Source organism: Novosphingobium sp. (assembly GCF_040398825.1).
GTDB lineage: Bacteria > Pseudomonadota > Alphaproteobacteria > Sphingomonadales > Sphingomonadaceae > Novosphingobium.
Window position 1 is genome coordinate 22,690 of record NZ_JBBATI010000032.1, and the last position, 21,316, is coordinate 44,005.

Consider the following 21,316-nt stretch of genomic DNA (forward strand, 5'->3'; position numbering starts at 1 on the left):
GGCTGAAAACCCGTGCCGAAAATTGCCAGGCTGGAAACGTTTTCCAACGCATATGTCGGTTTTGTGCGGCTGACCACCGACACCGGCGACGTTGGCTGGGGGCAGCTGTCGACGTATACCGCCGACATTACCGCCACCATCTTTCACCGCCAGGTTGCGCCGTGGGTGCTGGGGCGCGATGCGCTGGATATCGATGGCGCGGTGCGGATTGTCGAGGAACGCGAACACAAATACCCGGGCAGTTATCGCTATCGCGCGCTGGCCGGGCTGGATACCGCGATGTGGGATTTGCGCGGGCGCATGGAGGACAAGCCGGTGGTCGAACTGATCGGTGGCAAAGTCCAGGCGTTGCGCGCCTATGCCTCATCGATGAAGCGCGACATCACGCCAGAGGATGAGGCGCGGCGGCTGTGTTCCCTGCGCGATCAATACGGGTTTGACGCGTTCAAATGGCGCGTGGGTGCCGAATGCGGGCGCGATGTGGATGAATGGCTGGGGCGGACCGAGGCGGTGATCCCGACCGTCGCGCGCGCGCTGGGCGATGGCATGGCCAAGCTGGTCGATGGCAACAGCGGATTTTCGCCCGCACGCGCGATCGAAGTCGGGCACATGTTGCAGGACGAAGGCATCGGCCATTTTGAAGAGCCGTGCCCCTATTGGGAATTTGATCAGACCCGCGCCGTGACCGCCGCGCTCGATCTGGATGTGACTGGCGGCGAACAGGATTGGGACCTGGCACATTGGCAACGCATGATCGATGGCCATGTGGTCGATATCGTGCAGCCCGACGTGATGTATATGGGCGGGTTGTCGCGCACGCTGAAGGTTGCCCACATGGCGGCAGCGGCGGGCATGCCGTGCACCCCGCACAGTGCCAACCTGTCGCTGGTGACGGTGTGCACGATGCACTTGCTGGGCGCGATCCCCAACGCGGGCAAATACCTGGAATTTTCGATCGAAGGCGACGACTATTACCCATGGCAGGATGGCCTGTTCGAAGGCGATCCGTTCAACGTCGATGGCGGGAAAGTCACCATTCCGTCGGGGCCGGGCTGGGGCGTCACCATTTCGCAGGACTGGCTGGACCGGTCGACTTATCAATTGAGCGAGTTCACCGCATGACCAACGCCTATGCCGCCGCCTATCTCGATTCCGGTGCACTGCCCGTTCTGCCCAATGGCCATTTCATTGATGGGCAATTTCAGCCGCCCATCAATGGCCAGATGATGGACAGCCTTGATCCCGCGCTGGGGCGGCCATTTGCCGCGTTTGCCGCGGGCGACGCCGATGATGTCGAACGTGCGGTGGCATCGGCCACGCGCGGGTTTGCGGTGTGGCGCAAATCGACCCCCGGGGAACGCCATGGCGTGTTGTCGCGCATGGCCGCGCTGGTGCGCCGTGATGCCGCGCTGCTGGCGATGGTTGATTCGCTCGATTCTGGCAAAGCGCTGGGTGAGGCCGAGGGCGATGTCGGCGCCACCGCGCGCTTGTTCGACTATTACGCCGGGATCGCGCTGACCATCGAAGGGACGCAGATTCCGCTGGGTCAGGACCTGATCAGCATGACATTCCGCGAACCCGTCGGTGTGACGGCGCATGTCATTCCGTGGAACTACCCCACCGGTACCTTTGCGCGCAGCATTGCCGCCTGTCTGGCGGCGGGCTGTTCGGCAGTGGTCAAACCGGCGGAAACCACGCCGTTCACTGCGCTGATCATGGCGCAATTGCTGGTAGAGGCGGGGTTGCCCGCAGGCGTGGTCAATGTCGTGACCGGCACCGGCGTTGCCGCGGGTGGTCCTTTGACTGAACATCCTGCCATCCGCCACGTTACCTTTACCGGGTCGGTCACCACCGGCGCGCGCGTGGCGCAAGTGGCCGCGCGCAACATCGCCAGCGTGACGCTGGAACTGGGCGGAAAATCGCCTTTGATCGCGCTGTCGGATTGCGATGCCATGGCGGTGGCCAATGGCGCGCTGTGGGGCATCTTTTCCAACGCCGGGCAGGTCTGTTCGGCCGGATCGCGGCTGATCATCGCGCGGCCGCGGCATGACGAAGTGGTGAGTCAGCTGGTCGCATTGACCGAGGCGCTGAGCGTCGGCCATGGGTTGCGCGGCTGCGATATCAACGCGATCAATTCGGCCGCGCAGCTGGATCGCATTGCCGCGCATGTCGATGGCGCACGCGCGCGGGGCCGCACGATCCTGACCGGGGGCGCAACCGGCGCGGATGATGCGCGCGACACCGGGTGGTTTTATCGCCCCACTTTGATCGATGATCTGCCCGGCGATGACGCGTGCGTGACGCAGGAAATATTCGGCCCGGTGCTGTCGATCCAGATCGTCGATTCCGATGAAGCGGCGCTGGCCGCCGCCAACGCCACCGAATTTGGCCTGATGGCAGGGATATACAGCCGCGACATCACGCGCGCGCTGGCGATGGCGCGCGATCTGGATTCGGGGCAGGTGACGATCAACGATTATTGGGCCGGGGGCATTTCGGTGCCGTTCGGCGGGCGCAAGAAATCCGGCTATGGCCGCGAAAAAGGCCACGACGGCATTTCGGCATTCCTGAGCACAAAGGCGGTGACGATCCGGCTGACTCCGCCGCCCGGCGCGTGATCGGTTTGCGCTTGACACCACGGGGGATCGGCCGAAAGTCCGACCCGCAGGGGATAATCATGGCGCCGGGGACACAGGCACAGATCAGATGGGGCGTCGGCGTCTGCGTGGCGGCGCTGGTGGTGGTCGCGGTCGTCGCGTTCGTGCCCGATCCGCTGTTCCGCTATCGCACCATGACCACCACGCTCGACAATGTGGCGGGGCTGGATGCGGGCACGCCGGTGGCGTTTCGCGGAGTGGTGGTGGGTGCGGTGCGCTCGGTCGCGCTTGATCCGGTCAGCCGCAATTTTCGCGTGGCGCTGAATGTGCGGCGCGACTGGCGGGCGTCGGCGTGCAGCTATGTCAGCGCCGCCGCCGCCAACCCGTTTACCCCCCCGGCGATCGAACTGGTGGCGATCGAACCCGCTGTGGCGGCGACCCCGGCGCAATGCCAGGTAGCGATGGTGGCGCAGGATTGCGTGGCTGTGCCGGGGCTGGATGCCGGGGCAGGGGCGATTGCCGGATGCCGCCGCGCGCCCGATCTGATCACCTCTGCCACCATGGCGGTGAAGCAGGCGGCCAGCGTGGCCGCCACTGCCAACCAGATGGCGCAACGCCTGCAGGCGATGCTTGGGTCGGGCAGCGGCGGGGCCAATATGGCGCAGATTGCCGACAACGCGACACAGACCCTGGCCGCGCTCAATTCGCTCAGCGATCATCTCGATCGCAGCTTTGTGCCGGGGCGGGGCGATCTGGCGGTATCACTGGGCAATGTGCGCACGCTGACAGGCAAAATGGCCAAGGTGAACGTCGCACAAGTCGATGGCATCCTGCAGAACGCCAATGGCGTGGTGGCCGACAACCGCGCCAATCTGGCGGTGCTGGTCGATCAGGCCGCCAAAAGCTCCACCCATGCCAACCAGCTGTTGGAAGGCGCATCGGCCCAATTGGTTGAGGCGACTGCCAATCTGAAACGGATGAGCGCCAACATGGATGCGCTGTCCGAACGGCTGGCCGCGGACCCGACCTTTGTGCTGCGCGGCCAGCAGTTCAAGGACCCACCCGGACTGGAACCCAAAAAGTGAACAAGCGGGCTGCAACGCAGTGTATGTTGGCGGCGCTGATCGCGCTGGGCACCGGCGGTTGTGCGGTGATGGGCAAGGCCGATGCGCCGATCACGCTGCGGCTGGCGCCCGCAACCGGCGCTGCCCCGGCGACAAAACCTGATCCGCGCAGCGTATCGGTGGCGGGGGTCGATGCCACCGGCGCCGCTGCCAAAACCCGCTACGCCTTTATCGACCCAACCCGCCCCGGCGAAATCAACCAGGCCAAAAGCCTGTTCTGGGAAGTCCCGCCGTCAAAGGCGGTGGAGCTTGCCCTGGTCACCGGCCTGCGCGCCCGCTTTGCCGCCGTCACTGGCCCCGGGCTGTCGCTGCCCGCCGATCTGCGCGTACTGACCACGCTCACCCGGTTTGAAGAAGTGTCGGGCACCCCCGGCAGCGCGGTCGTCGCATTCGACGCCACCGTGATCGAACATGGCAAAGTCGCCCGCACCGGCACATGGTGCGCCCGCGCTGCGTTTGCCGGACCGAGCCCCAGTGACCGTGCGCAAGCCTTTGAAGCGGCGCTGACCGGCGCGACGACCGCCTTTGCCCAGGACCTTGCCAGCGGAGCGACACCGGCGGGTTGCTGAATGTCCTCCCCGGTCGGGGAGGATCGTGCGTGTTTTGCCGGGTCGCCGTATCAACTCCGCGCGATGCGGGTGGCGGCCTCCAGCAGTTCGGTGGGGAACATCGCGACGATCGTGGAATTGTGCTCGACGCCGATTTCGCTCAACGTTTGCAGGCGCCGCAGTTCAAGCGCGCCGGGTACTTCGCCGATCGTGCGCGCGGCTTCGGCCAGCGTGGCAGAGGCTTCTTTTTCGCCCTCGGCCTTGATGATCCGTGCGCGTTTTTCGCGAATGGCTTCGGCTTCACGGGCGATGGCGCGCTGCATCTGTTCGGGTATGTCGAGATCCTTGATTTCGACCGCATCGACATTCACGCCCCATTGCTGAACCGTCTTGCCCAGGATGTCGAGCAGGCGGGCATTGATGGATGTGCGGTCTTTCAGGATCAGATCGAGCTCGCTTTGGCCGATGGCATCGCGCAGGCCGGTTTCGGCGGCTTGAATCACGGCGCTGGACCAGTCGACCACCGTGGTCACCACTTTGGCGGCATCGACCGCGCGAAACCACAGCACCGCGTTGATCTTGACCGCGACGCCATCGCGCGTGACGGTTTCCTGCGTGGCGAGCGAAAAGGTGATGACGCGCATATCGATTTTTACCACGCGTTCGATCAGCGGGATCAGCCAGAACCAGCCCGGGCCCTTGGTTTCCATCAGGCGGCCCAGCCGGAACACCACGCCGCGCTGGTATTCCTGGTTGATGCCGAAACTTTTTAGCGCCAGCACGATCGCGATGAGGATCAGGACGAACCCGAACCCGGAAAATGCTTCTGGCATGAAAACTCCTTATCGCCGGGCGCATTTGCCAGCATGACGCAGGTTATGCGCCGCTAACCGGACAAAGTCACCAGTCGCCCACGCACCAGATGCAGCACGCGGTCACACAGCCGTTCCGCCAGTGCGACGTCCTGGGTCAACAGCAGCAGGCTGCGCCCGCGCGGGGTGATCTGGCGCAGCAACCGGGTTTCCATGTCGGGCCCGCAGGCGCGCAAAGCCTCAAGCGGTTCATCCAGGACCAGCAGTTCGGGGTTGCGCAGGAACGCGCGCGCCAGTTCCACGCGCTGGCGTTCGCCCTGCGACAGGTCGCCCGCGCGCATGGCGGCGGCATAGTCGATGCCGAATTCATACATCACGCGGTCCAGCCGGCGGCGCAACCGCGCGCGGGCGGCGCTGACCGCGCCCAATGCCAGCCACAGGTTGTCCTCCACGGTCAACCCGCTGATCAGTGATCCGCCTTGCAGACCAAGGCCACAGCGCGAACGCAGGATGCGGCGTTGCGGGGGTTCGGCATTGACCAGGCTTTCACCGAACAGCGTGATCGTGCCCGCCAGCGGATCGGTCAGGCCGCTGGCCAGCCGCAGCAGCACCGATTTGCCCGTGCCGCTGTCACCCACCACGCCCACGCGTTCGCCCGCGCCCACGGTCAGGTCGATACCATCGAACAGCCGCACATCGCCCAGCACCAGCGACACGCCCGCCATCGTGAGCACCGGCGCAATACTCATGACAGCGCGCTCCACAGCGCGGCGGCGACAAAGATCGCCAGCAGCCCGGTCACAAATGCGCGGCCGGCGTTGCGGCCGATGCCGGTCGGCACACGCACCGGCGCAGCGCCGATGGTGGCGCCCACGCCGAATGCGAGACACGCGAACAGCAGCGCCTTGGCCATGCCGATCAGCAGCGCGTGGCCGCTGGCCGCCGACACCGCGATCGCGGCCATATCACGATAGGCGACATGCGCGGCCAGATGAACGGGCACCATCGTGCCCGCGAGTGCCGCGGCCGCCACCGCCAGCATATGCACCGGGCTGGCCACCAGCACCGCGATGATCGGCGGGCCCAGCACGCGTGGCACCGGATCGTGGCCCATCGCCTCAATCGCGTCGATTTCGCGCGCCAGGGACATCGCGCCCAGCCGTGACGACAGTTCGACCGACACGCTGCCCGATGCAAACACCCCGACGATCAGCGGCAGCACTTCGCGCAGCAACACGGTGTCGAGCGCGCCCAGGATCAGCAGGGGCGCATCATAGGACTGCAACAGGCGGCCGACCGACACCCCGGCGATCACCCCGGTCAGCGCGGCCAGCACCGACAGCGTGGGCAAGGGGCCCCAGGTGAACCGCGCCAGCGAGTCGGTCATCCCCGCCTCTACCAGCGGATCGCCGGTCCACAGCGGCGCCCATACCCCGCGCAGCGCGCGCGCAGTCAGCCACGCGCCGGTGCCGATACCGCGCACAAACGCGCTGACGGGGTTCATGCGGTCAGCCATGGCGCCACCCTGATCCGGCCATCAGGTGCCAGCCGGACCACGGGGCAGGCATGATCCGGCGTGGCGTCGCGGGCGATCACCAGATCGGCGCCGGCCAATACCGCATCGCGGACCCCCGCGCCGGGCAGGGCGGCGACCATCGTGTCGGCCTGCGCCAGCAGCGCCTGCACCGCGCTGCGCCCCGCCGGATCGAGCCGATCGATCAGTGTTCCGGCATTGCCGGCGACCACGATGCGCACGCGTGCGTCGCACGTGGCCAGCGCACGGCGCGTGGGCGCATCGTCGATCGCGCCCGACAGGATCACCACCCGATCGGGCCAATGCGCCGCCACCGCCGCCAGCAGCGCGGGCAGCCCGGCGACCAGCGCTGTGCCGACCCCCGGTTCGATCGCAACGGTCAGCACGCGCAGGGTGCGTGCGCCGCTGGCCGCCAGCAGCCGGGTCATCACCCGCACTTGTTCGCGGTCGAGGTCTTTCACCGCCTCGGTCAGCGCATGATAGGGCACGATATCGGGGTGCAGTCGCCGCGCATCGTCGCGCTGCGTCCCGTGGACCCAGCCATCGGCCAGCTTTGCCGCCATCCAGCGGTCGTGTTCGGCGCGGGCCAGGTCCTCCAGCTCGGCTGGTTCCAGCCGCAGCGGCGGGCCGCCACCCGGGGTGACACGGGCACCGATATCGCGCAGTTTCAGTTGATAACAATCGGCCACCAGCCGGTTGTCATCGCGAAAACCATCGGCCAGATTGTCCCATTCCTGCATCGATGCGCGCGATCCGATGCGGTCGCCGGCGGCCAGCCGCCCTTCAAGATAGAAATCGTGGATCGACCGCGCCAGCGCGTCGTGCGCATCCTGCAGCAGCCCATCGGCGTCGGCAAACTGGTCCAGCCCGCCAAACGCGTGAACCATCGCGCCATGGTCTGCCACGGTATCACCAGCATCGCGCACGTGCACCGGCGGCATGGCACGGTCGTGCTTGCGGTAATACCGGTCAACCGCCGCCACCAGCGCCGGCGCCACGGCGGTATCGTCGGGGTCGATCAGCACCGCCACCGGGTCGGCCGCGCCGGACAATGCCAATGCCACCGCACGATCGGCGTCCGCCCAGTCGGCCGGCGCGAATGCCAGCGGTGACAGGCTGTCGGCACCGGGATGGGCGGCCTGAAACCGTGCCGCAGCGCCGGCGGCAGCGGGCACAACGATATGGAATTGCGGTCGTACACCATCACGATAATGCGTGCCGGCCAGCATGCGCAGGACATAGCGTTCGATCAGCGGTGAAAATCCGAACACCACCACGCGGCGCTGGTCCACCCCGGCGCGGCGAAACCGGTCCAGTGGCCAATCCAGAAACAGTTGGCGCGCAGCCAGGTCGGCCAGCGCGGCAAAGCGCAACCGCGCGATGGTCGTGGCCGTCTGCGCCGCCGTGGCGGTGATTTTTGCGCACAGTGCCGGATCATCGATGCGGGCGATCACCGCCAAGGGATCGCCCGCGGCACGCACCTGCGCCGCATGCTGCAACACCCGTGCGGCCCAATCGGCATTGTCGCGCGGATCATCACCCAGCAACAACACGCTGCGCGCGCGGGCCAGGCCCAGCGCGGCAACGCTGTGCGCAAGATCGGCCATTGTCACAAAGCCTGCGCCGCGCCGCTGCGCTGCGCGGGCCCAGCCGGCAGCGTGATCATCCTGCCACAGCAGCACCGCACCGCCGGTTGCCTGGGCCTGGGTGGCGGCAATCCGCGCCAGTTCGCCCGTCCCGGCAATGATCACGTGATCCCCGCGCAACCGCACCAGCCGCAACCGCAGCGGCGCGCGCACCAAAATCCACAGCAGTGTGGCGGCAAACCCCAGTTCCAGCAGCGGCAGCACCAGCGCGGTCAGCGCCAGCAGCGGTGGCGGATCGGCCCCGGCGTCATAGGCGGCGGGCAATTGCCCCAGACTCAATCGCGCCAGATCGGCCAGCCCCGGATGCGGCTGCACCATTTCCGCCGCCAGCGCCACCACACCACCTGCCAGCAGTGCCAGCAGCATGGCCACCCACCCCGCACCGGGCGCGCGGAGGGCAAAGCGGGCGCCGGTCATGGCCGGGCTGGTCAACCCCTGGTGCGGATGCGCAGGGCCGCCGCCGCCACGGTGCCGGGCTGGGCGCGGGTCAGGCGGGTGTTCAGCCCGGTCAGGAATTGGCGTTCGGTCGCATAGCTTTCCAGTTCGGTGCCGAACAGCGGCGTGGCAGAGGCGATGGCGATGATCATTTCGGGGCCGAACGGCGCGCCGACCTGAAATTGCACCTGGCCCGATCCGCCGGTGCCGATGCCGACCTGGCGCAACCCGCGCCGCCCCACTGGCGCCTGGCCCTGGTACAACGTGACCGCGCTGCCGTCGTTCTGCAGATAGACCACGGTCAGCCACGGCCGCGCGGCGGTTGTCTGCGCGCTCAGGCCGAATTTATCACCCGCGTTCATCAGTACCGGGTCACCCGTCCGCGCCGCACCGGTTTCAGTTTGTGCAACCAGCTTTACCCCGCCCACGGCAAATGCGGCGGCCAGCGTGGTTTCCGCCTCACACTGTGGCCAGGGGTGGTAATCCATATCCCATTTGGCATCGGGGTCGACCGCCAGCAGCGCCTTGTGCAGGCCATCCAGCGCGTCTTCGTCCCCGGCAAAGCCCGACAGCACGGGATGGGGGCCCTTTTCACCCAGCCGTGCGGTGCCGCAGGGCAGGCTGGCCATTCGCGCATCCAGCGCCTGACGCGGGGTCAGGTTGCCCGCCTGTTCGGGCGTCGGTGGCACGTCGTGCAGGCCTTGCAAGGCATAGGCTTCGCCCGCCAGCCGCGTGAAAGTATCGTAATCGATCCAGACATAGCCCTGATCGCCCCAGTCTTTGCCCCAGCTGTTGATCACCCGGAATGCCTGCCGGTCGTCATCATACCCGACCAGCGTCATGGCATGCAGGTTGCTGTCTTCGTGGCGGGAATGGGTATAGGCGGCCGACCCTTTGAAGGTCATGAAATCGTCGGGCGCGGGCATTGTGAACACCACCGGCTGCTGCCGGAACAGGGCGCCGCGAATGTCATCGAGCACCACTGGCGATTGCGGGTCACGCGCATTTTCGCGGCTGATCGCGCTCCACCCCCCCAGTTTCTGATCGGTGCTGCCGGACACCAGCGACTGGGGTGCCGGATCGTTGCAGATATTGGGATTGTCGGGAAAATCCGCAAACGTGGCGGTCCCTTCGTTTTTCAGCAGTTTCAGCGCATCGATCACGCGGGTCGGCACCGTGCAGCTTGATCCGTTCGGCCGCAGCCGGTTGTAGACATAGACCGGGCTGGGCTGTTCGGTGGCGAGCGCCACGCGATGGCCCAGCGTCAGCCCGCGCAGATAGCCAAGGCCGGAATAGGCGGTGGCCCAGGCGGTGCAATCGGGTTTGGGGTATTGGTTGCCGGGCAGCGGAAACATCGGCGACAGATCAACGTGGCGGGGCCGCCAGGCGCGGAATGTGCCCAGTTTGGGCAACGCGGCATACTCTTCGGGTGAAAGCGGCGTGGCCCCGGTGGGATAGCGCGTGGGCGGGGGTGCCACGGTGGCGGCATCCGGTACGGGCGCCGCTGCGCCAGCGGGCTGCGCCTGCACACTGGTGCATATTCCCCCACTGCCCAGCAGCAGCAGTGCCAACGCCAAATTGTGTCGCATAGGAAACTCCCCCGCCCGATGGACCAATGCAAGAGCGTGATGCGAAAAAGTGGGTACCGGTTTTTCGCAAATAATCACGCGTAAACAAAGACTCTAGAGCAGGATGCGATTCTTTCTTATCGCATCCTGCTCTAGAACCGGTAACCCAGCGTCAATGTGGCCGCATCATAGTTTGCCTGGCTGGTTATTGTGCTGGGGGAATGGGTGTAAAGCAGCCCCATGCGGATCTGTTCGAACCGGCTTTTCTGTTCGGCCTCACGCGTGCGCACGCCGATGCTGATGCCCAGTTCGTGGATCTGGTTGTACGGCAGGTGGTCGATGCCGGTCAGCGCGGTAAACACATAACTGGCGCGAAACGAGCTTTGCCGCCCGAACATGCGCGATTTCAGCGGCATTTGATAGGCCAGCCCCCCGCGCAAGGTCCACAGGCCCTGCGGTTGAAAAAACAGCTGTTTGGCCAGGCCCAGTTTTAGCGTGTGCGAATAATCGACCATGCCGCCGATCACCAGATCGCCCCGCCCGACCTGGGCAAACTTGTACCGGGACGTGATCGAGGCACCCGCGCGCTCCCCGCCTTTGCCGAAATAGGTGCTGGTCTGCAGGTTGCTGTAACTGGCGCGCGGGGTCAGCGTGAAATTGGGTTTGACCGGCACCTCGATCCCGGCGTTGACCGTGCCATAAACCGCGGTGGCGCCACCGAAATTGGCCGTAAACGTGCCGCCCGCGCCATTGGGGAAAGTCGCGGTGAACAGATCGGCATGGATAATGTTGACCGGCACATCCAGCAGGAACCGCATGCGCGATCCTTCGCCAATGCGGCGCGCGTGCTGATAATGCAGGTCATAGCGTTCCAGTTTCTGCAGCCCGGCCTTGCCATAGGTAAACGCCCCGCCGATCGTATCGGAATCGCCATCGGGGGTCTGGGTATCGGTGCCTTCGGCCTGGATGTTGAACAGATCGAGCGCGACTTGCGCGTTCTGCACCGGCATCGAGGTCGGGCTGCCATACGATGGGTCGGCCGCCTGATAGCCGACAAACGGCCCCTGGGTCTGGGCATACGCCGTGGCCGGAACCATCGCCAGCGCCAGTGCCGCCGTGCTGGCCTGCAAAATCCTGCTGTGCATTTGTGCCTCTCCCCTGAAAATAACGATCAATTGGCTGCTTCGTCGGGCCGCAGGTCGCGCACCACGCGCAGGCCCATGTCGTCACGGCGTTTGCCATCAGCCACGGCAAAGCGGTTGGCGCTGCGCAATTCCGCCGGCACGCTTTGAAACGATCCGCCGCGCGCGACATGCGCGGTGCACGGCGTGCCGGCGCAATCGGCGGTCACCTCCCACGCGTTGCCGTTCATCTGGTAAAGGCCAAAGGCATTGGGCAGATAGGCGTTCACCGCCTCTGGATAGCCGCGATAGGGCGCCTTGGCCGATCCGCGATAGCTTTCGGTCTGGTCATAATTGGCGTCGCCCGGCGAAATCGCATCGCCCCACGGGAACGCGGACGTTGCACCGGCGCGGTCGGCATATTCCCATTCCAGCGCGCTGGGCAGGCGATAGGCCAGGCCCGATTGCACCGATAGCCACGCCACAAAGGCCTGCGCATCGCTATAGCCGATACCGGTCGCCGGGATCAGCGGGTTGGGATTTTCCTTGGCCCAGCTGGAAATGGCGCGGCACGCCTTGTCGCGCACGCAGGCCACCCATTCGGCAATCGTGACCTCGTACACGCCAATGGCAAAGCCGTGATTGATGGCCACATCGTGCTGCACCGGTTCATCGCTGCCGCGCCCCGGTTCGTTCACCGGCGAACCGATCGCCCCGGTGCCGGCGGGAACCAGGCGCATATAGGGGCAATTGGCGCAGTCGTAAAACCGGCCGACGCTGGTCGCATCACAAGTGATGAAGCACGGCGGTTCGCCCTGCAGGCCGTAATCAAACGTCGGTTTCTGGAACGCGGCGCCATCTTTGCCGGCGTTCAGCGCGACCCGGTCTGACGTGCGTTTCAGCGCGGTGGCGATATTTTGCTGCGGCCGGCGGATTTCTTCGGCCAGCACGCGCGAAAAGGTGCCGTCGTCAAACGCGACCTGATCGGCGCTGGTCGAAAACGCCACCAGATAGCCCTGATCGGGACGCAGCAAAGTATCCGACGGGCGCACCAGCCGGCGCAGGCCCTTGGTGCGGTCACCAGCGGTATCGGCGATCATCGCGGTGTTGCCGGGCGCGGTGGATTCCGCCGGCAGCGGCGGCTCGTTCAGCACATTGCGGCACATGTCGAGGATGATCAGCACGTTTTTCGCGCCCGACCCCAGCAACGCGCGGGTCAGCGCCGCACGCGTCAGGCTGGTCGATTGCGGGGTCAGCGTGCGTCCGGCGTCAACCGGCAACAGCATGACATCGCCAAACGTGCCCAGCGCCGCACCGTGCCCGGAATAATACAGCACGCCGAACGCCTGCGGACCGGCCGCCTTTAACGATTCGCGAAAAGTGGCCAGGGCGGCCTGCATCTGATCCAGCGTCAGATCATGCCGCACGGTCACCGCGCCGGCACCCGACGCATCGGTAAACCCGCTGACGTTCAACGCCGCGGCCACGCGATCGCCATCGGCGGCGGTGGCGTGCAGCGGATCAAACGCCTGATAGGCGGAATTGGTGATGACCAGCGCCAAACGGGGTTCGCGCGCCTGTGCCGCCCCGGGCAGCACGCACATCAATGCCAGCGCCGCGCAGACCAGCGCGACGATGCGCGCGCGCATGTGTTCCGGCAGGACAGGTCTGCCGGGCAGGATCATTGCGCGGCCCGGGGTTTGAATTCCACCTGGGTCACCACGCCGACCAGGCCATCGACATGCAGCACCGCGTCATAACTGTCTGCCGCGGCAAAGGGGTTCTGGGCCGGGCCGCCAAACAGCCCGCGCAGGAATGAAAAGAACCCGCGGCTGGCCTGGCAATAGGTATCGACCGAAACGATGCCGCCCGATGCCTTCACCTCTGCCAGCCAGGGCGCGAGGTCGGCCGGGGTGCTGCCGCTGACCGGGAACGGTTCGGCAATATCGACAATCACCGGCCCGGATTTGCGCGCAAGTCGTTCGCGCAAGGCGTTGCGAAACGCGCCCGTGGTACCAAGCGACACATCGGTATGGACAAACGGCCGGTCGCAGGTGTTGACCACGGGTGGTGGAGGCGGCGGCGGCGGTGGCGTCGGCGCGGGTGCCGGCGCGGGAACGGGCGCCGGGGCAGGCGCGGGAACGGGCGCGGGTTTGGCCACCGGATGCAGCACGATCACCCCGCGCGTGGCGGCTTTGTCGGCGGGTATCGCGCCGGGTTGCGCAGTGCCGGCCTGTCCCGTGGCGGCCTGTGCCATACTGACCGTAACCGACGGGGCCAGGACGGCGGCAAGAACAGCCATCGGCGCCGCCATAGTGATGGTACGCAACCGTCTGTGATCCCGGTGTGACATACAGCCCCGCTCCCCAAGCCATTGCTTTACCCTGTGTTAGGGTTAGTATGTCGCCAGAACACAGGCAACAGGCAAATAGTCGGCCAGAACCGCGCAAGACATTTCTGCAGGGAGGTGTGACATGAAACACAGCATGATCATGAAACACATCGCACGCGCACAGACATCGATTGCGCTGCTTGGCGCCGCCATCGTGGCGTCTGTTGCGCCTATGACTGCCCATGCGGAAACGCGCGCCTTGCTGGTCGGGGTGTGGACGTTCAATTCGCCGATCTTTGGCAATCTGAAGGGTCCGCAAAACGATCTGGGCGCGATGGAAGCGGTGGTGCGCGGCCAGGGTGCCAGCGATGTGACCGTGCTGCGCGACCGCGATGTGACGCGCACCAGCGTTGAAACCGCGCTGCACGCGCTGGGCACGCGGTCAAAGCCGGGCGACTGGGTGGTGTTCTATTATTCCGGCCACGGGGCAGAGGCGGACGCCGCGGTCAAGGGCACTGCTGATGGCGATACCGACCAGTTCGTGCCACTGCCCGGGTTTGACGAGGATAAGCAGGACCCCGAACGGTTTATCGTCGACAAGGATTTTTACAGCTGGATGGCGCGCTATATTGCGCCCGACGTGCACATCCTGATGATTGCGGATACGTGCCATTCCGGGACATTGAACCGGTCGATCGATCCTGCATCGTTCCGGTTTACCCCGCGCACCGGGTTTCGCGGTGGTGGCGATACCTTTGTGCTGGTCCCGCATCCCGGGCCTCGCTTTGCCCCGCTGGCGGCGGATACCGATGCCGTGGTCACTGCCGCAGGTGCCGGCAACCGTGGCGGCGGCGATATCATTGCGCTGGCCGCGCCGGCCGCGCCGCACGCCATCGATCGCCCCGATCTGGCCAACCTGATTTATATCGGCGGCGCGCAGGACAAACAGCTGGCCGAAGAAGCGGGCATGCCGGTCAGCAGCGCGCCAGCACGCGGGGTGATGACCTGGACGCTGGAAAAGGGCCTGACCACGCCCGGCAAGGATGGCATACACCTTGCCGCCGATGGCAACCAGGATGGCAAGGTTACCCCCGCCGAACTGGGCGAATATCTGGGCAGCCAGGTGCGCATGCTGACCGGCCAGCGCCAGGAACCGAAAACCACGTTTGTCGGCGCCGCGGGTGATATTCCGCTGTTTGCCGCCGTGCCGGTGATGCAACCGGCGGTCGGCCCGGTGCTGCCGGGGGTGTTTACGGTGGCCGCCGCCGGGGTGGGGGTGGTGGCGCCGACGCCCGATCTGCCATGGCGCGCGGTCGGCACGCGCGAACAGGCCGATTTCATCTGGGACCGCACCACTGGCAAAGTGTTTCACCGTTCGGGTGACATGGTGGCGCAAGATGTCGTCGGCGCCCCGGCCTTGCGCGGGGTGATCGAAAAGTGGAACGCGGTAGAGGCATTGCGGCCGCTGATGAATGAAAGCCGGGTGCGCGTCACGATCGGGCCAAAGGCCAACGGCGTGCGCTATGCCCCCGGCGCCAAGGTTGCGATCGATCTGCGTTACAGCGGGAAAACCGGCGGCAATGGCGCCAGCACCAGCGCGGGCTATGCCACCATCTTTAACCTGGCGTCCGATGGTACGGTGCAACGGCTCTATCCGCTGACCGACGATGATGGCGACGGGCAATTGGGGCCGGGCGGCACGCTGCCCCTGTTTCAGAATACCGCGGTGGCGCCGTTCGGCACCGATCACGTTGTCGCGCTGGTGCTGTCGCAACCGCCGGTCGCATTACGCGCCATGCTGCGCAGCATTGATGGCCAGCGGCTGGCCACGCGGGTGGTCGGGCCAATCCGCGACCTGCTGGCGCATGACGGCGCGCTGTCGATCGGGGAGCTTTATACCGGGCAGTGATCAGTTGTCCGGCCCGTGATCAGTTGCTCAGCACCACGGTCTGGCTGGCTTGCGCGCTCTTGTTCTGGATATCGACGCGAAACCGCGCATCGCTGGGCGGCGTGATCTGGCACACCGGGGCATAATCACCATGGTCATCCAGGCACACGGTTTTGCCCGATTTGTCCAGCAGCCGCATCAGCAGGTTGGTGCCCGGCGCGCCGATCGCGCCCAGCCGCAGCCGTTCGCCACCCTTGGCATCGACCACGAATTGATAGGCCGCGCGCGGGTTCACATTCAGCACGCGGCGCACCAGCCCGCTGCCAAACGCCGACGACAGCACCCCGCGCGCACCATTGGCCTCTGCAATGGAAATTTGCTGCAGCAGCATATCGTTGCCGGTGGCCATGCTGCGCGCCTCTGCATAAAGCGCCTTGGCGGTAAAGCCGGTGTCGTTCTTGTCCCCGCTAACCGGTATTTCGTCCAGCATCCGCGCAGCAGTCAGCATCGCCACCGGATCATGCGTGCGACGGGCATAATCGGCAGTGCCACGCGCGGTCATCGCCTGTTCAAACGGATCGGCGGGGCCGGGCACCGGCGCCTTGACCGGGGCTGGCGTGGCCACGGTTTCAAAGGGTGCAACGGTTTGGGCCAGCGCGGGGACAGACGCAAAAATGCTTGCCGCGATGGCAAGTCCTGCTGTTAAGTCTGGGCGTGCTGTTAAGTATCGTGCCATGGCGCTGAACTCCACCAGATCGGGAAACGCGAATGTCAGGGGATAGCGCATCCGCCACCGGTGATCCACAGGTCAATCCATCCGGCAAACCGCTGGCCAGCATTGGCAACCGCATCGCCGGGCTGGCGGCGGGGGTGACGGGCACGCTGGGCCAGCGCGATTTTGCCGCGTTCATCAGCTACAGCCACCGCGATATCGCGATTGCGCGGTGGTTGCATGCCGCCATCGAAAACTATCGCGTGCCGCGCGCGCTGGTCGGGCTGGATGGCGAATATGGCCCGGTGCCCGCGCGCCTGCGCCCGGTGTTCCGGGATGAGGATGAACTGGCCGGCGCCTCTGCACTTGGCCCCCGGCTGGAAGGGGCGCTGGCGCGATCGCGCGCGCTGCTGGTGATCTGTTCCCCGGCGGCGCGGGCCTCGCAGTGGGTGGACAACGAAATCCGCCTGTTCAAACAGCTCAATCCCGGGCGCCCGGTGTTTGCGGTGATCGCGCATGGCGTGCCGGGCCAGGACGACCAGGCCTGCTTTCCCGAAAGCCTGCTGTGGGACATCGACGCGGCCGGCCAACCCGACCGCACGCAACCGGTGGAACCATTGGCGCCCGATCTGCAAGCGCTGGACAAGCGGGTGGTGAAACTGAAGGTCATCGCCGGCCTGCTGGGCGTGCCCTATGACCGGTTGCACGACCGCGAACAACGCCGCCGCCGCTTTTTTGCAGCGATCTACAGCAGCGCCTCACTCATCCTGATCCTGGTCTTGAGCGGGCTGACAATTGCTGCGTTCAGCTATGCCCGCATCGCGGTGCGCGAACGCAACGCGGCCGAAGTGGCGCGCAAAGCCGCGGTAAAAGAACGCAACGACGCCATCGCCGCGCGCGATTATGCCGAACGCCAGACCTGGCTGGCGCAACAGGCGGCAGGCAATATCCGCAGTTTCGTCGGGCAGGACTGCGCGCCGGCAAAGGGCGCAGACCGGGGGCAATCTGCCCCCTGACGCTGCGCCGCTGCGCGCAATCCAAGCGAACCCGCGCCCACCGGACCTTTGACGTTTGCCACACCAATCGGTTTCGAAACAATTGGCAATCACCGCAGCACCGGGCATACCCCTGTCGGGGAGAGATGTATGGATTTGAAACGAGAACCAAGCGCGGGCGAACTCCGCTTGGTGATCGCAGCATCGGCCGCGGGTACGGCGTTCGAATGGTACGATTTTTACATCTATGGCACGCTTGCCCCGCTGTTCGGCAAGATGTTCTTTCCGGGCAGCAGTCCGGCCGCCGGTTTTCTGCTGGCGCTGGCGACCTTTGGGGTCGGCTTTGCGGTGCGGCCGCTCGGCGCGGCCCTGTTTGGCACGTTCGGCGATCGGTATGGCCGCAAAACCACCTTCCTCGTCACCATCACGCTGATGGGGCTGGCCACGACCGCGATCGGCTTGCTCGGGACGTATGCGCAGTGGGGCATCGCCGCGCCGGTCCTGCTGGTTTTGCTGCGCGCGCTGCAGGGCCTGGCGGTCGGCGGCGAATATGGCGGCGCGGTGATCTATGTTGCCGAGCATGTCTCGGTCAAAAAGCGCGGCTTTTACACCGGGTTTATCCAGATCGGTGCGACCAGCGGCTTTTCGCTCAGCCTGCTGGTGGTGCTGCTGACCAACACGCTGGTGGGCGGCGCTGCATGGGAGGCCTGGGGCTGGCGCGTGCCGTTCATCCTGTCGCTGGTGCTGTTGGCCGTATCACTGTGGATGCGGCTCAAGCTGTCGGAAAGCCCGGTGTTCGCGATGATGCGGGATGCTGGCGACGTGTCCCGGCAACCCCTGCGTGAGGCGTTTGCCACGCCGGCGCGGGTGCGCCGCCTGGCTGCGGTCATGCTTGGCGGTGCGGTGGGGCAGGCGATTGCGGGCTATACCGGCATGATCCAGCTGCTCAATTTCCTGCAGGTTTCGGTGCATGTCGATCCGGTGCTGACCCGTGTGCTGCTGATTGGCGTGCTGGGCAGCCTGGCGATGGGCAATGTGCTGGCGGGCTGGCTGTCAGACCGGGTGGGGCGCAAGCCGGTGGTGCTTTCAGGCTATATCATGTTGCTGGTTGTGCTGTTCCCGATGTTCCATCTGATTGCCGATCAGGCCAATCCCGCACTGGCGCGCGCGGCCGCGCAGCACCCGGTGGTGGTTGCCGGCCCGGATTGCACGTTCAACCCGTTTGCCCAGCACGGCCAGGCCAGCGCCTGCGGCAATGTGCTTGATACGCTGACCCGGATCGGCGTGCCCTATACCAAGCAGGCCGCACCCGCCGCAACACCGCCCGTCGTGACGATCGGCGGGGCACCGACCGACCCGGCGCAGCTGGCGCCCGCGCTTAAGGCGGCGGGCTACACGCTCGAACCGGTCACCCCGCCGGCGCAGAACCTGGTCATCATCGTGCTGGCCATGCTGGCCATCGCGCTGCCGGGGGTGCTGGCCTATGGCCCGATGGGTGCGTGGATGGTCGAACTGTTCCCGGCACGGACCCGCTATTCCTCGCTCGCCACCTCGTACAATTTCGGCGTGGGCATCTTCGTCGGGTTCATGCCGTTCATCGCGCAGGCCATCGTCGCGACGACCGGCGATATCATGGCCGGGTTCTGGTATCCGTTCGTGATGACGGTCATCGCGCTGGTGGTGGCGGTGCTGGGTCTGCCGGAAACGGCGGGCAAGCGCCTGACCGAAAACGCTGCGGTTTGATCCGGCGCGGTGAGACGGGGTTCAGGTTTCACGGAACGCGACACCGTTTGTCGCAAATTGGCGCGCCCTACAGGATTCGAACCTGTGACCACCGGCTTAGAAGGCAGGTGCTCTATCCAGCTGAGCTAAGGGCGCGCGCAGGGTGTGCCATAGTGCGGGAGCGGGGCGGTTGCAAACGGGTCTTGGGTGGCGGGTGCCCACAGCTTTGTTGGGGTGGGGCGGGTTGGGTGCTTTTGCGCGGGGGGCGCGTGGGTTATTCCGGGGTTCATTGCGATGAACCTTTAAAGCCCCCCCCCTTCAGGGGAGGGGTTGGGGTGGGGGCTCTCCCCCGGCGCGGAGCCAAGTCGAGAGCCCCCACCCCCGGCCCCTCCCCTGAAGGGGAGGGGGGAACAAGGGTTTTATTGCAGTGTCATAGGGTTTTGGGGAGGATGTGAATGGCTGCGCTGGTGTATCGGGTTGCTTCGGCGTGTGCCGCACTGGGCATGGTGCTGGCGGGGCCGGGCTTTGCGCAAGTCGCGGCCGACCCCGGGCACGATGCGTTTGACGCTTATCGCGGGGATCGGTCGACCGGGTGGCTGGGGCAGACGCGGTCAGAGGTGATGGCGTTGAATGGCATGGTCGCCACCAGCCAGCCGCTGGCAAGCGAGGCGGGGATTGAGGTGCTGCACGCCGGCGGCAACGCGTTTGACGCGGCGGTGGCGACCGCGGCGGCGATCAATGTGGTAGAGCCGGAGGCGACCGGGATTGGCGGCGACATGTTTGTGATCGCGTGGCTGGCGAAGGAACACCGGCTGGTCGCGCTCGATGCCGCAGGCCGCGCACCGATGGCCGCCACGCTGGCGCATTACCAGGCGAAGTATGGCAAGGACATGCCCGAGGACGGCGTGCAATCGGCAGTGGTGCCGGGCGCGGTGGATGGCTGGACCACGCTGCTGGGCCGGTATGGCAAGGCGGATCTGCACACCGTGCTGGCACCGGCCATTCGCCTGGCCGAACAGGGCTTTCCGATCAGCCAGCGCATTGGCACCGAATGGGCGATGAGCGCCGATCTGCTGGCCAAGGACCCAGACACTGCCAAAATCTATCTCAACCATGGCAAGGCATGGGGCTGGGGGGATATTTTCCGCAATCCTGATCTGGGCAAGGCACTGCGGCTGATCGCCGATGGCGGGCGCGATGCGTTTTACAAAGGGCCGATTGCGCAGGCGATCGTTGCCAAATCGCAGGCACAGGGCGGGCTGTTTGCGCTGAGCGATTTCGACAAGATCCACGCGCGCTGGGTCGATCCCATCAGCACCACGTTCAACGGCTATACCGTTCACGAAATGCCACCCAGCACGCAGGGGTTTGCGGTGCTGGAAATGATCAACCTGGTCGAACAGTGCATGGCGCCGCTGGGGCTGAAACCCGGGTCTATCAACCCGAAATCGGCGGATTTCTGGCATTTGATGATTGAGGCGAAGAAGATCGCCTATACCGATTTGCGCAAATACAATGGTGATCCCGATTTCACCACGGTGCCGGTCGCGCGGCTGACGTCAAAGGAATACGCGCGGTCGCAATGCGCGAAGATCGACATGGCGCATGCTGCAAAGCCCGATATGGCGGCCGAACCGCTGGGCGGCACCGCCTATATCACCACCGCCGATAGTGAAGGCAACGTGGTGTCGTTCATCTATTCGGTGTACAATTTCTTTGGCTCGGGCGTGACGGTGCCCGGCTATGGCTTTGTGCTGAACGACCGTGGCGCAGCGTTTTCGCTGCAGACTGGCCACCCCAACGCGATCGCGCCGGGCAAGCGGCCGTTTTACACGATCATCCCCGGTTTTGTGACCAAAGACGGCAAACCCTATGTGTCGTTCGGGGTGATGTATGGCGATCAGCAGGCGCAGGGCCAGGCGCAAGTGCTGGTCAACATGCTGTTGTTTGGCGCCAATCCCCAGGCGGCGGGCGATGCCGCGCGGTTTGCCCATGCCCAGCGCACCAACCGCTTGCAGATTGAAAGCCCGGCCTTTGATGCGATCGGCGCCGATCTGAAGGCACGCGGGCACGATGTCCATTCCGCCAACGGATTCGACATGGGCGGGTATCAGGCGATCATGATCGACCCGGTCACCGGCGCCTATCGCGGCGCATCCGACCCGCGCAAGGATGGGGAGGCGATCGGGTTTTGAGGGGGGCAGGCTCGGTCAAAGACGACGGCTTTGGCTAAGCTTTTGCCAACTTCCCAAAGCCCGTTCGTCCTGAGCCCGTCGAAGGAC

General features: G+C 65.6%; 17 protein-coding genes and 1 tRNA gene. 8 read left to right on the forward strand and 10 right to left on the reverse strand.

Annotated features, from left to right (window positions below; all coding sequences use genetic code 11):
* Nucleotides 1-12: 12 nt before the first annotated feature.
* Genes ABWP89_RS14555 through ABWP89_RS14570 form a run of 4 tightly spaced genes read left to right on the forward strand, consistent with a single transcriptional unit; the run spans nucleotide 13 to nucleotide 4,290 of the window.
* On the forward strand, nucleotides 13-1,122 hold the full coding sequence (locus tag ABWP89_RS14555; RefSeq protein ID WP_353230175.1) for a mandelate racemase/muconate lactonizing enzyme family protein: 1,110 nt from the start codon (nucleotides 13-15) through the stop codon (nucleotides 1,120-1,122).
* Nucleotides 1,119-2,618 (forward strand): aldehyde dehydrogenase family protein, encoded by a 1,500-nt coding sequence (locus ABWP89_RS14560; protein WP_353230177.1) that lies wholly within the window; start codon nucleotides 1,119-1,121, stop codon nucleotides 2,616-2,618. The genes ABWP89_RS14555 and ABWP89_RS14560 overlap by 4 nt, the downstream gene beginning before the upstream one ends.
* Before the next feature lie 59 nt (nucleotides 2,619-2,677).
* Entirely contained in the window at nucleotides 2,678-3,682 is a 1,005-nt protein-coding gene (locus tag ABWP89_RS14565; RefSeq protein WP_353230178.1) for an MlaD family protein, read from the forward strand.
* 23 nt (nucleotides 3,683-3,705) lie between these two features.
* Nucleotides 3,706-4,290: an ABC-type transport auxiliary lipoprotein family protein gene (locus ABWP89_RS14570; protein WP_353230179.1), complete on the forward strand. Its 585-nt coding sequence runs from the start codon at nucleotides 3,706-3,708 to the stop codon at nucleotides 4,288-4,290.
* A 50-nt stretch (nucleotides 4,291-4,340) separates the two neighbouring features.
* On the opposite strand, the gene ABWP89_RS14575 is transcribed toward ABWP89_RS14570, so the two are convergent.
* The 8 genes from ABWP89_RS14575 to ABWP89_RS14610 form a co-directional block, all read right to left on the reverse strand.
* Nucleotides 4,341-5,102, reverse strand: coding sequence for an SPFH domain-containing protein (locus tag ABWP89_RS14575; RefSeq protein ID WP_353230180.1), 762 nt, complete (start codon nucleotides 5,100-5,102; stop codon nucleotides 4,341-4,343).
* A 53-nt stretch (nucleotides 5,103-5,155) separates the two neighbouring features.
* Nucleotides 5,156-5,830: an ATP-binding cassette domain-containing protein gene (locus ABWP89_RS14580; protein ID WP_353230181.1), complete on the reverse strand. Its 675-nt coding sequence runs from the start codon at nucleotides 5,828-5,830 to the stop codon at nucleotides 5,156-5,158.
* Nucleotides 5,827-6,597, reverse strand: a complete 771-nt coding sequence (locus ABWP89_RS14585) for an MlaE family ABC transporter permease (RefSeq protein ID WP_353230182.1) — start codon at nucleotides 6,595-6,597, stop codon at nucleotides 5,827-5,829. The genes ABWP89_RS14580 and ABWP89_RS14585 overlap by 4 nt, the downstream gene beginning before the upstream one ends.
* On the reverse strand, nucleotides 6,582-8,678 hold the full coding sequence (locus tag ABWP89_RS14590; protein WP_353230183.1) for a RyR domain-containing protein: 2,097 nt from the start codon (nucleotides 8,676-8,678) through the stop codon (nucleotides 6,582-6,584). The genes ABWP89_RS14585 and ABWP89_RS14590 overlap by 16 nt, the downstream gene beginning before the upstream one ends.
* An 11-nt stretch (nucleotides 8,679-8,689) precedes the next feature.
* Entirely contained in the window at nucleotides 8,690-10,285 is a 1,596-nt protein-coding gene (locus ABWP89_RS14595) for a C1 family peptidase (protein ID WP_353230185.1), read from the reverse strand.
* A 131-nt stretch (nucleotides 10,286-10,416) separates the two neighbouring features.
* Complete coding sequence (locus ABWP89_RS14600; protein WP_353230186.1) at nucleotides 10,417-11,409, reverse strand: hypothetical protein; 993 nt, start codon at nucleotides 11,407-11,409, stop codon at nucleotides 10,417-10,419.
* 26 nt (nucleotides 11,410-11,435) lie between these two features.
* The gene (locus tag ABWP89_RS14605) at nucleotides 11,436-13,070 is read right to left on the reverse strand and encodes an SUMF1/EgtB/PvdO family nonheme iron enzyme (RefSeq protein ID WP_353230187.1); all 1,635 of its coding nucleotides are present in this window, start codon (nucleotides 13,068-13,070) and stop codon (nucleotides 11,436-11,438) included.
* Nucleotides 13,067-13,687, reverse strand: a complete 621-nt coding sequence (locus ABWP89_RS14610; RefSeq protein WP_353230188.1) for a hypothetical protein — start codon at nucleotides 13,685-13,687, stop codon at nucleotides 13,067-13,069. The genes ABWP89_RS14605 and ABWP89_RS14610 overlap by 4 nt, the downstream gene beginning before the upstream one ends.
* A 172-nt stretch (nucleotides 13,688-13,859) precedes the next feature.
* Here ABWP89_RS14610 and ABWP89_RS14615 point away from each other — a divergent pair, with 172 nt between their 5' ends.
* Nucleotides 13,860-15,626 (forward strand): caspase family protein, encoded by a 1,767-nt coding sequence (locus tag ABWP89_RS14615; protein ID WP_353230190.1) that lies wholly within the window; start codon nucleotides 13,860-13,862, stop codon nucleotides 15,624-15,626.
* A gap of 19 nt (nucleotides 15,627-15,645) precedes the next feature.
* Here the strand turns inward: ABWP89_RS14615 and ABWP89_RS14620 are convergent, their stop codons facing one another.
* Nucleotides 15,646-16,230 carry a hypothetical protein gene (locus ABWP89_RS14620; RefSeq protein ID WP_353230192.1) on the reverse strand — a complete coding sequence of 195 codons (585 nt, stop codon included), beginning with the start codon at nucleotides 16,228-16,230 and terminating at the stop codon, nucleotides 15,646-15,648.
* A gap of 143 nt (nucleotides 16,231-16,373) precedes the next feature.
* Between ABWP89_RS14620 and ABWP89_RS14625 the strand changes: the two genes are divergently transcribed.
* Together ABWP89_RS14625 and ABWP89_RS14630 are read left to right on the forward strand one after the other, a co-directional pair.
* Nucleotides 16,374-17,333 (forward strand): toll/interleukin-1 receptor domain-containing protein, encoded by a 960-nt coding sequence (locus tag ABWP89_RS14625; RefSeq protein ID WP_353230193.1) that lies wholly within the window; start codon nucleotides 16,374-16,376, stop codon nucleotides 17,331-17,333.
* A 129-nt stretch (nucleotides 17,334-17,462) separates the two neighbouring features.
* The gene (locus ABWP89_RS14630) at nucleotides 17,463-19,055 is read left to right on the forward strand and encodes an MFS transporter (RefSeq protein ID WP_353230195.1); all 1,593 of its coding nucleotides are present in this window, start codon (nucleotides 17,463-17,465) and stop codon (nucleotides 19,053-19,055) included.
* 58 nt (nucleotides 19,056-19,113) lie between these two features.
* Here the strand turns inward: ABWP89_RS14630 and ABWP89_RS14635 are convergent.
* Nucleotides 19,114-19,190 (reverse strand) — tRNA-Arg (locus ABWP89_RS14635).
* A gap of 299 nt (nucleotides 19,191-19,489) precedes the next feature.
* Between ABWP89_RS14635 and ggt the strand changes: the two genes are divergently transcribed.
* Complete coding sequence (gene ggt / locus ABWP89_RS14640; RefSeq protein ID WP_353230196.1) at nucleotides 19,490-21,229, forward strand: gamma-glutamyltransferase; 1,740 nt, start codon at nucleotides 19,490-19,492, stop codon at nucleotides 21,227-21,229.
* The last annotated feature ends 87 nt before the right edge of the window (nucleotides 21,230-21,316 follow it).

Bases quoted from the DNA above. Each gene is read 5' to 3' on its own strand.
- ABWP89_RS14560 (WP_353230177.1), top strand. From the start codon at position 1,119: ATGACCAACGCCTATGCCGCCGCCTATCTCGATTCCGGTGCACTGCCC.
- ABWP89_RS14565 (WP_353230178.1), top strand. From the start codon at position 2,678: ATGGCGCCGGGGACACAGGCACAGATCAGATGGGGCGTCGGCGTCTGC.
- ABWP89_RS14570 (WP_353230179.1), top strand. From the start codon at position 3,706: ATGTTGGCGGCGCTGATCGCGCTGGGCACCGGCGGTTGTGCGGTGATG.
- ABWP89_RS14575 (WP_353230180.1), bottom strand. From the start codon at position 5,102: ATGCCAGAAGCATTTTCCGGGTTCGGGTTCGTCCTGATCCTCATCGCG.
- ABWP89_RS14580 (WP_353230181.1), bottom strand. From the start codon at position 5,830: ATGAGTATTGCGCCGGTGCTCACGATGGCGGGCGTGTCGCTGGTGCTG.
- ABWP89_RS14585 (WP_353230182.1), bottom strand. From the start codon at position 6,597: ATGGCTGACCGCATGAACCCCGTCAGCGCGTTTGTGCGCGGTATCGGC.
- ABWP89_RS14590 (WP_353230183.1), bottom strand. From the start codon at position 8,678: ATGACCGGCGCCCGCTTTGCCCTCCGCGCGCCCGGTGCGGGGTGGGTG.
- ABWP89_RS14595 (WP_353230185.1), bottom strand. From the start codon at position 10,285: ATGCGACACAATTTGGCGTTGGCACTGCTGCTGCTGGGCAGTGGGGGA.
- ABWP89_RS14600 (WP_353230186.1), bottom strand. From the start codon at position 11,409: ATGCACAGCAGGATTTTGCAGGCCAGCACGGCGGCACTGGCGCTGGCG.
- ABWP89_RS14605 (WP_353230187.1), bottom strand. From the start codon at position 13,070: ATGATCCTGCCCGGCAGACCTGTCCTGCCGGAACACATGCGCGCGCGC.
- ABWP89_RS14610 (WP_353230188.1), bottom strand. From the start codon at position 13,687: ATGGCTGTTCTTGCCGCCGTCCTGGCCCCGTCGGTTACGGTCAGTATG.
- ABWP89_RS14615 (WP_353230190.1), top strand. From the start codon at position 13,860: ATGAAACACAGCATGATCATGAAACACATCGCACGCGCACAGACATCG.
- ABWP89_RS14625 (WP_353230193.1), top strand. From the start codon at position 16,374: ATGTCAGGGGATAGCGCATCCGCCACCGGTGATCCACAGGTCAATCCA.
- ABWP89_RS14630 (WP_353230195.1), top strand. From the start codon at position 17,463: ATGGATTTGAAACGAGAACCAAGCGCGGGCGAACTCCGCTTGGTGATC.
- ggt (WP_353230196.1), top strand. From the start codon at position 19,490: ATGGCTGCGCTGGTGTATCGGGTTGCTTCGGCGTGTGCCGCACTGGGC.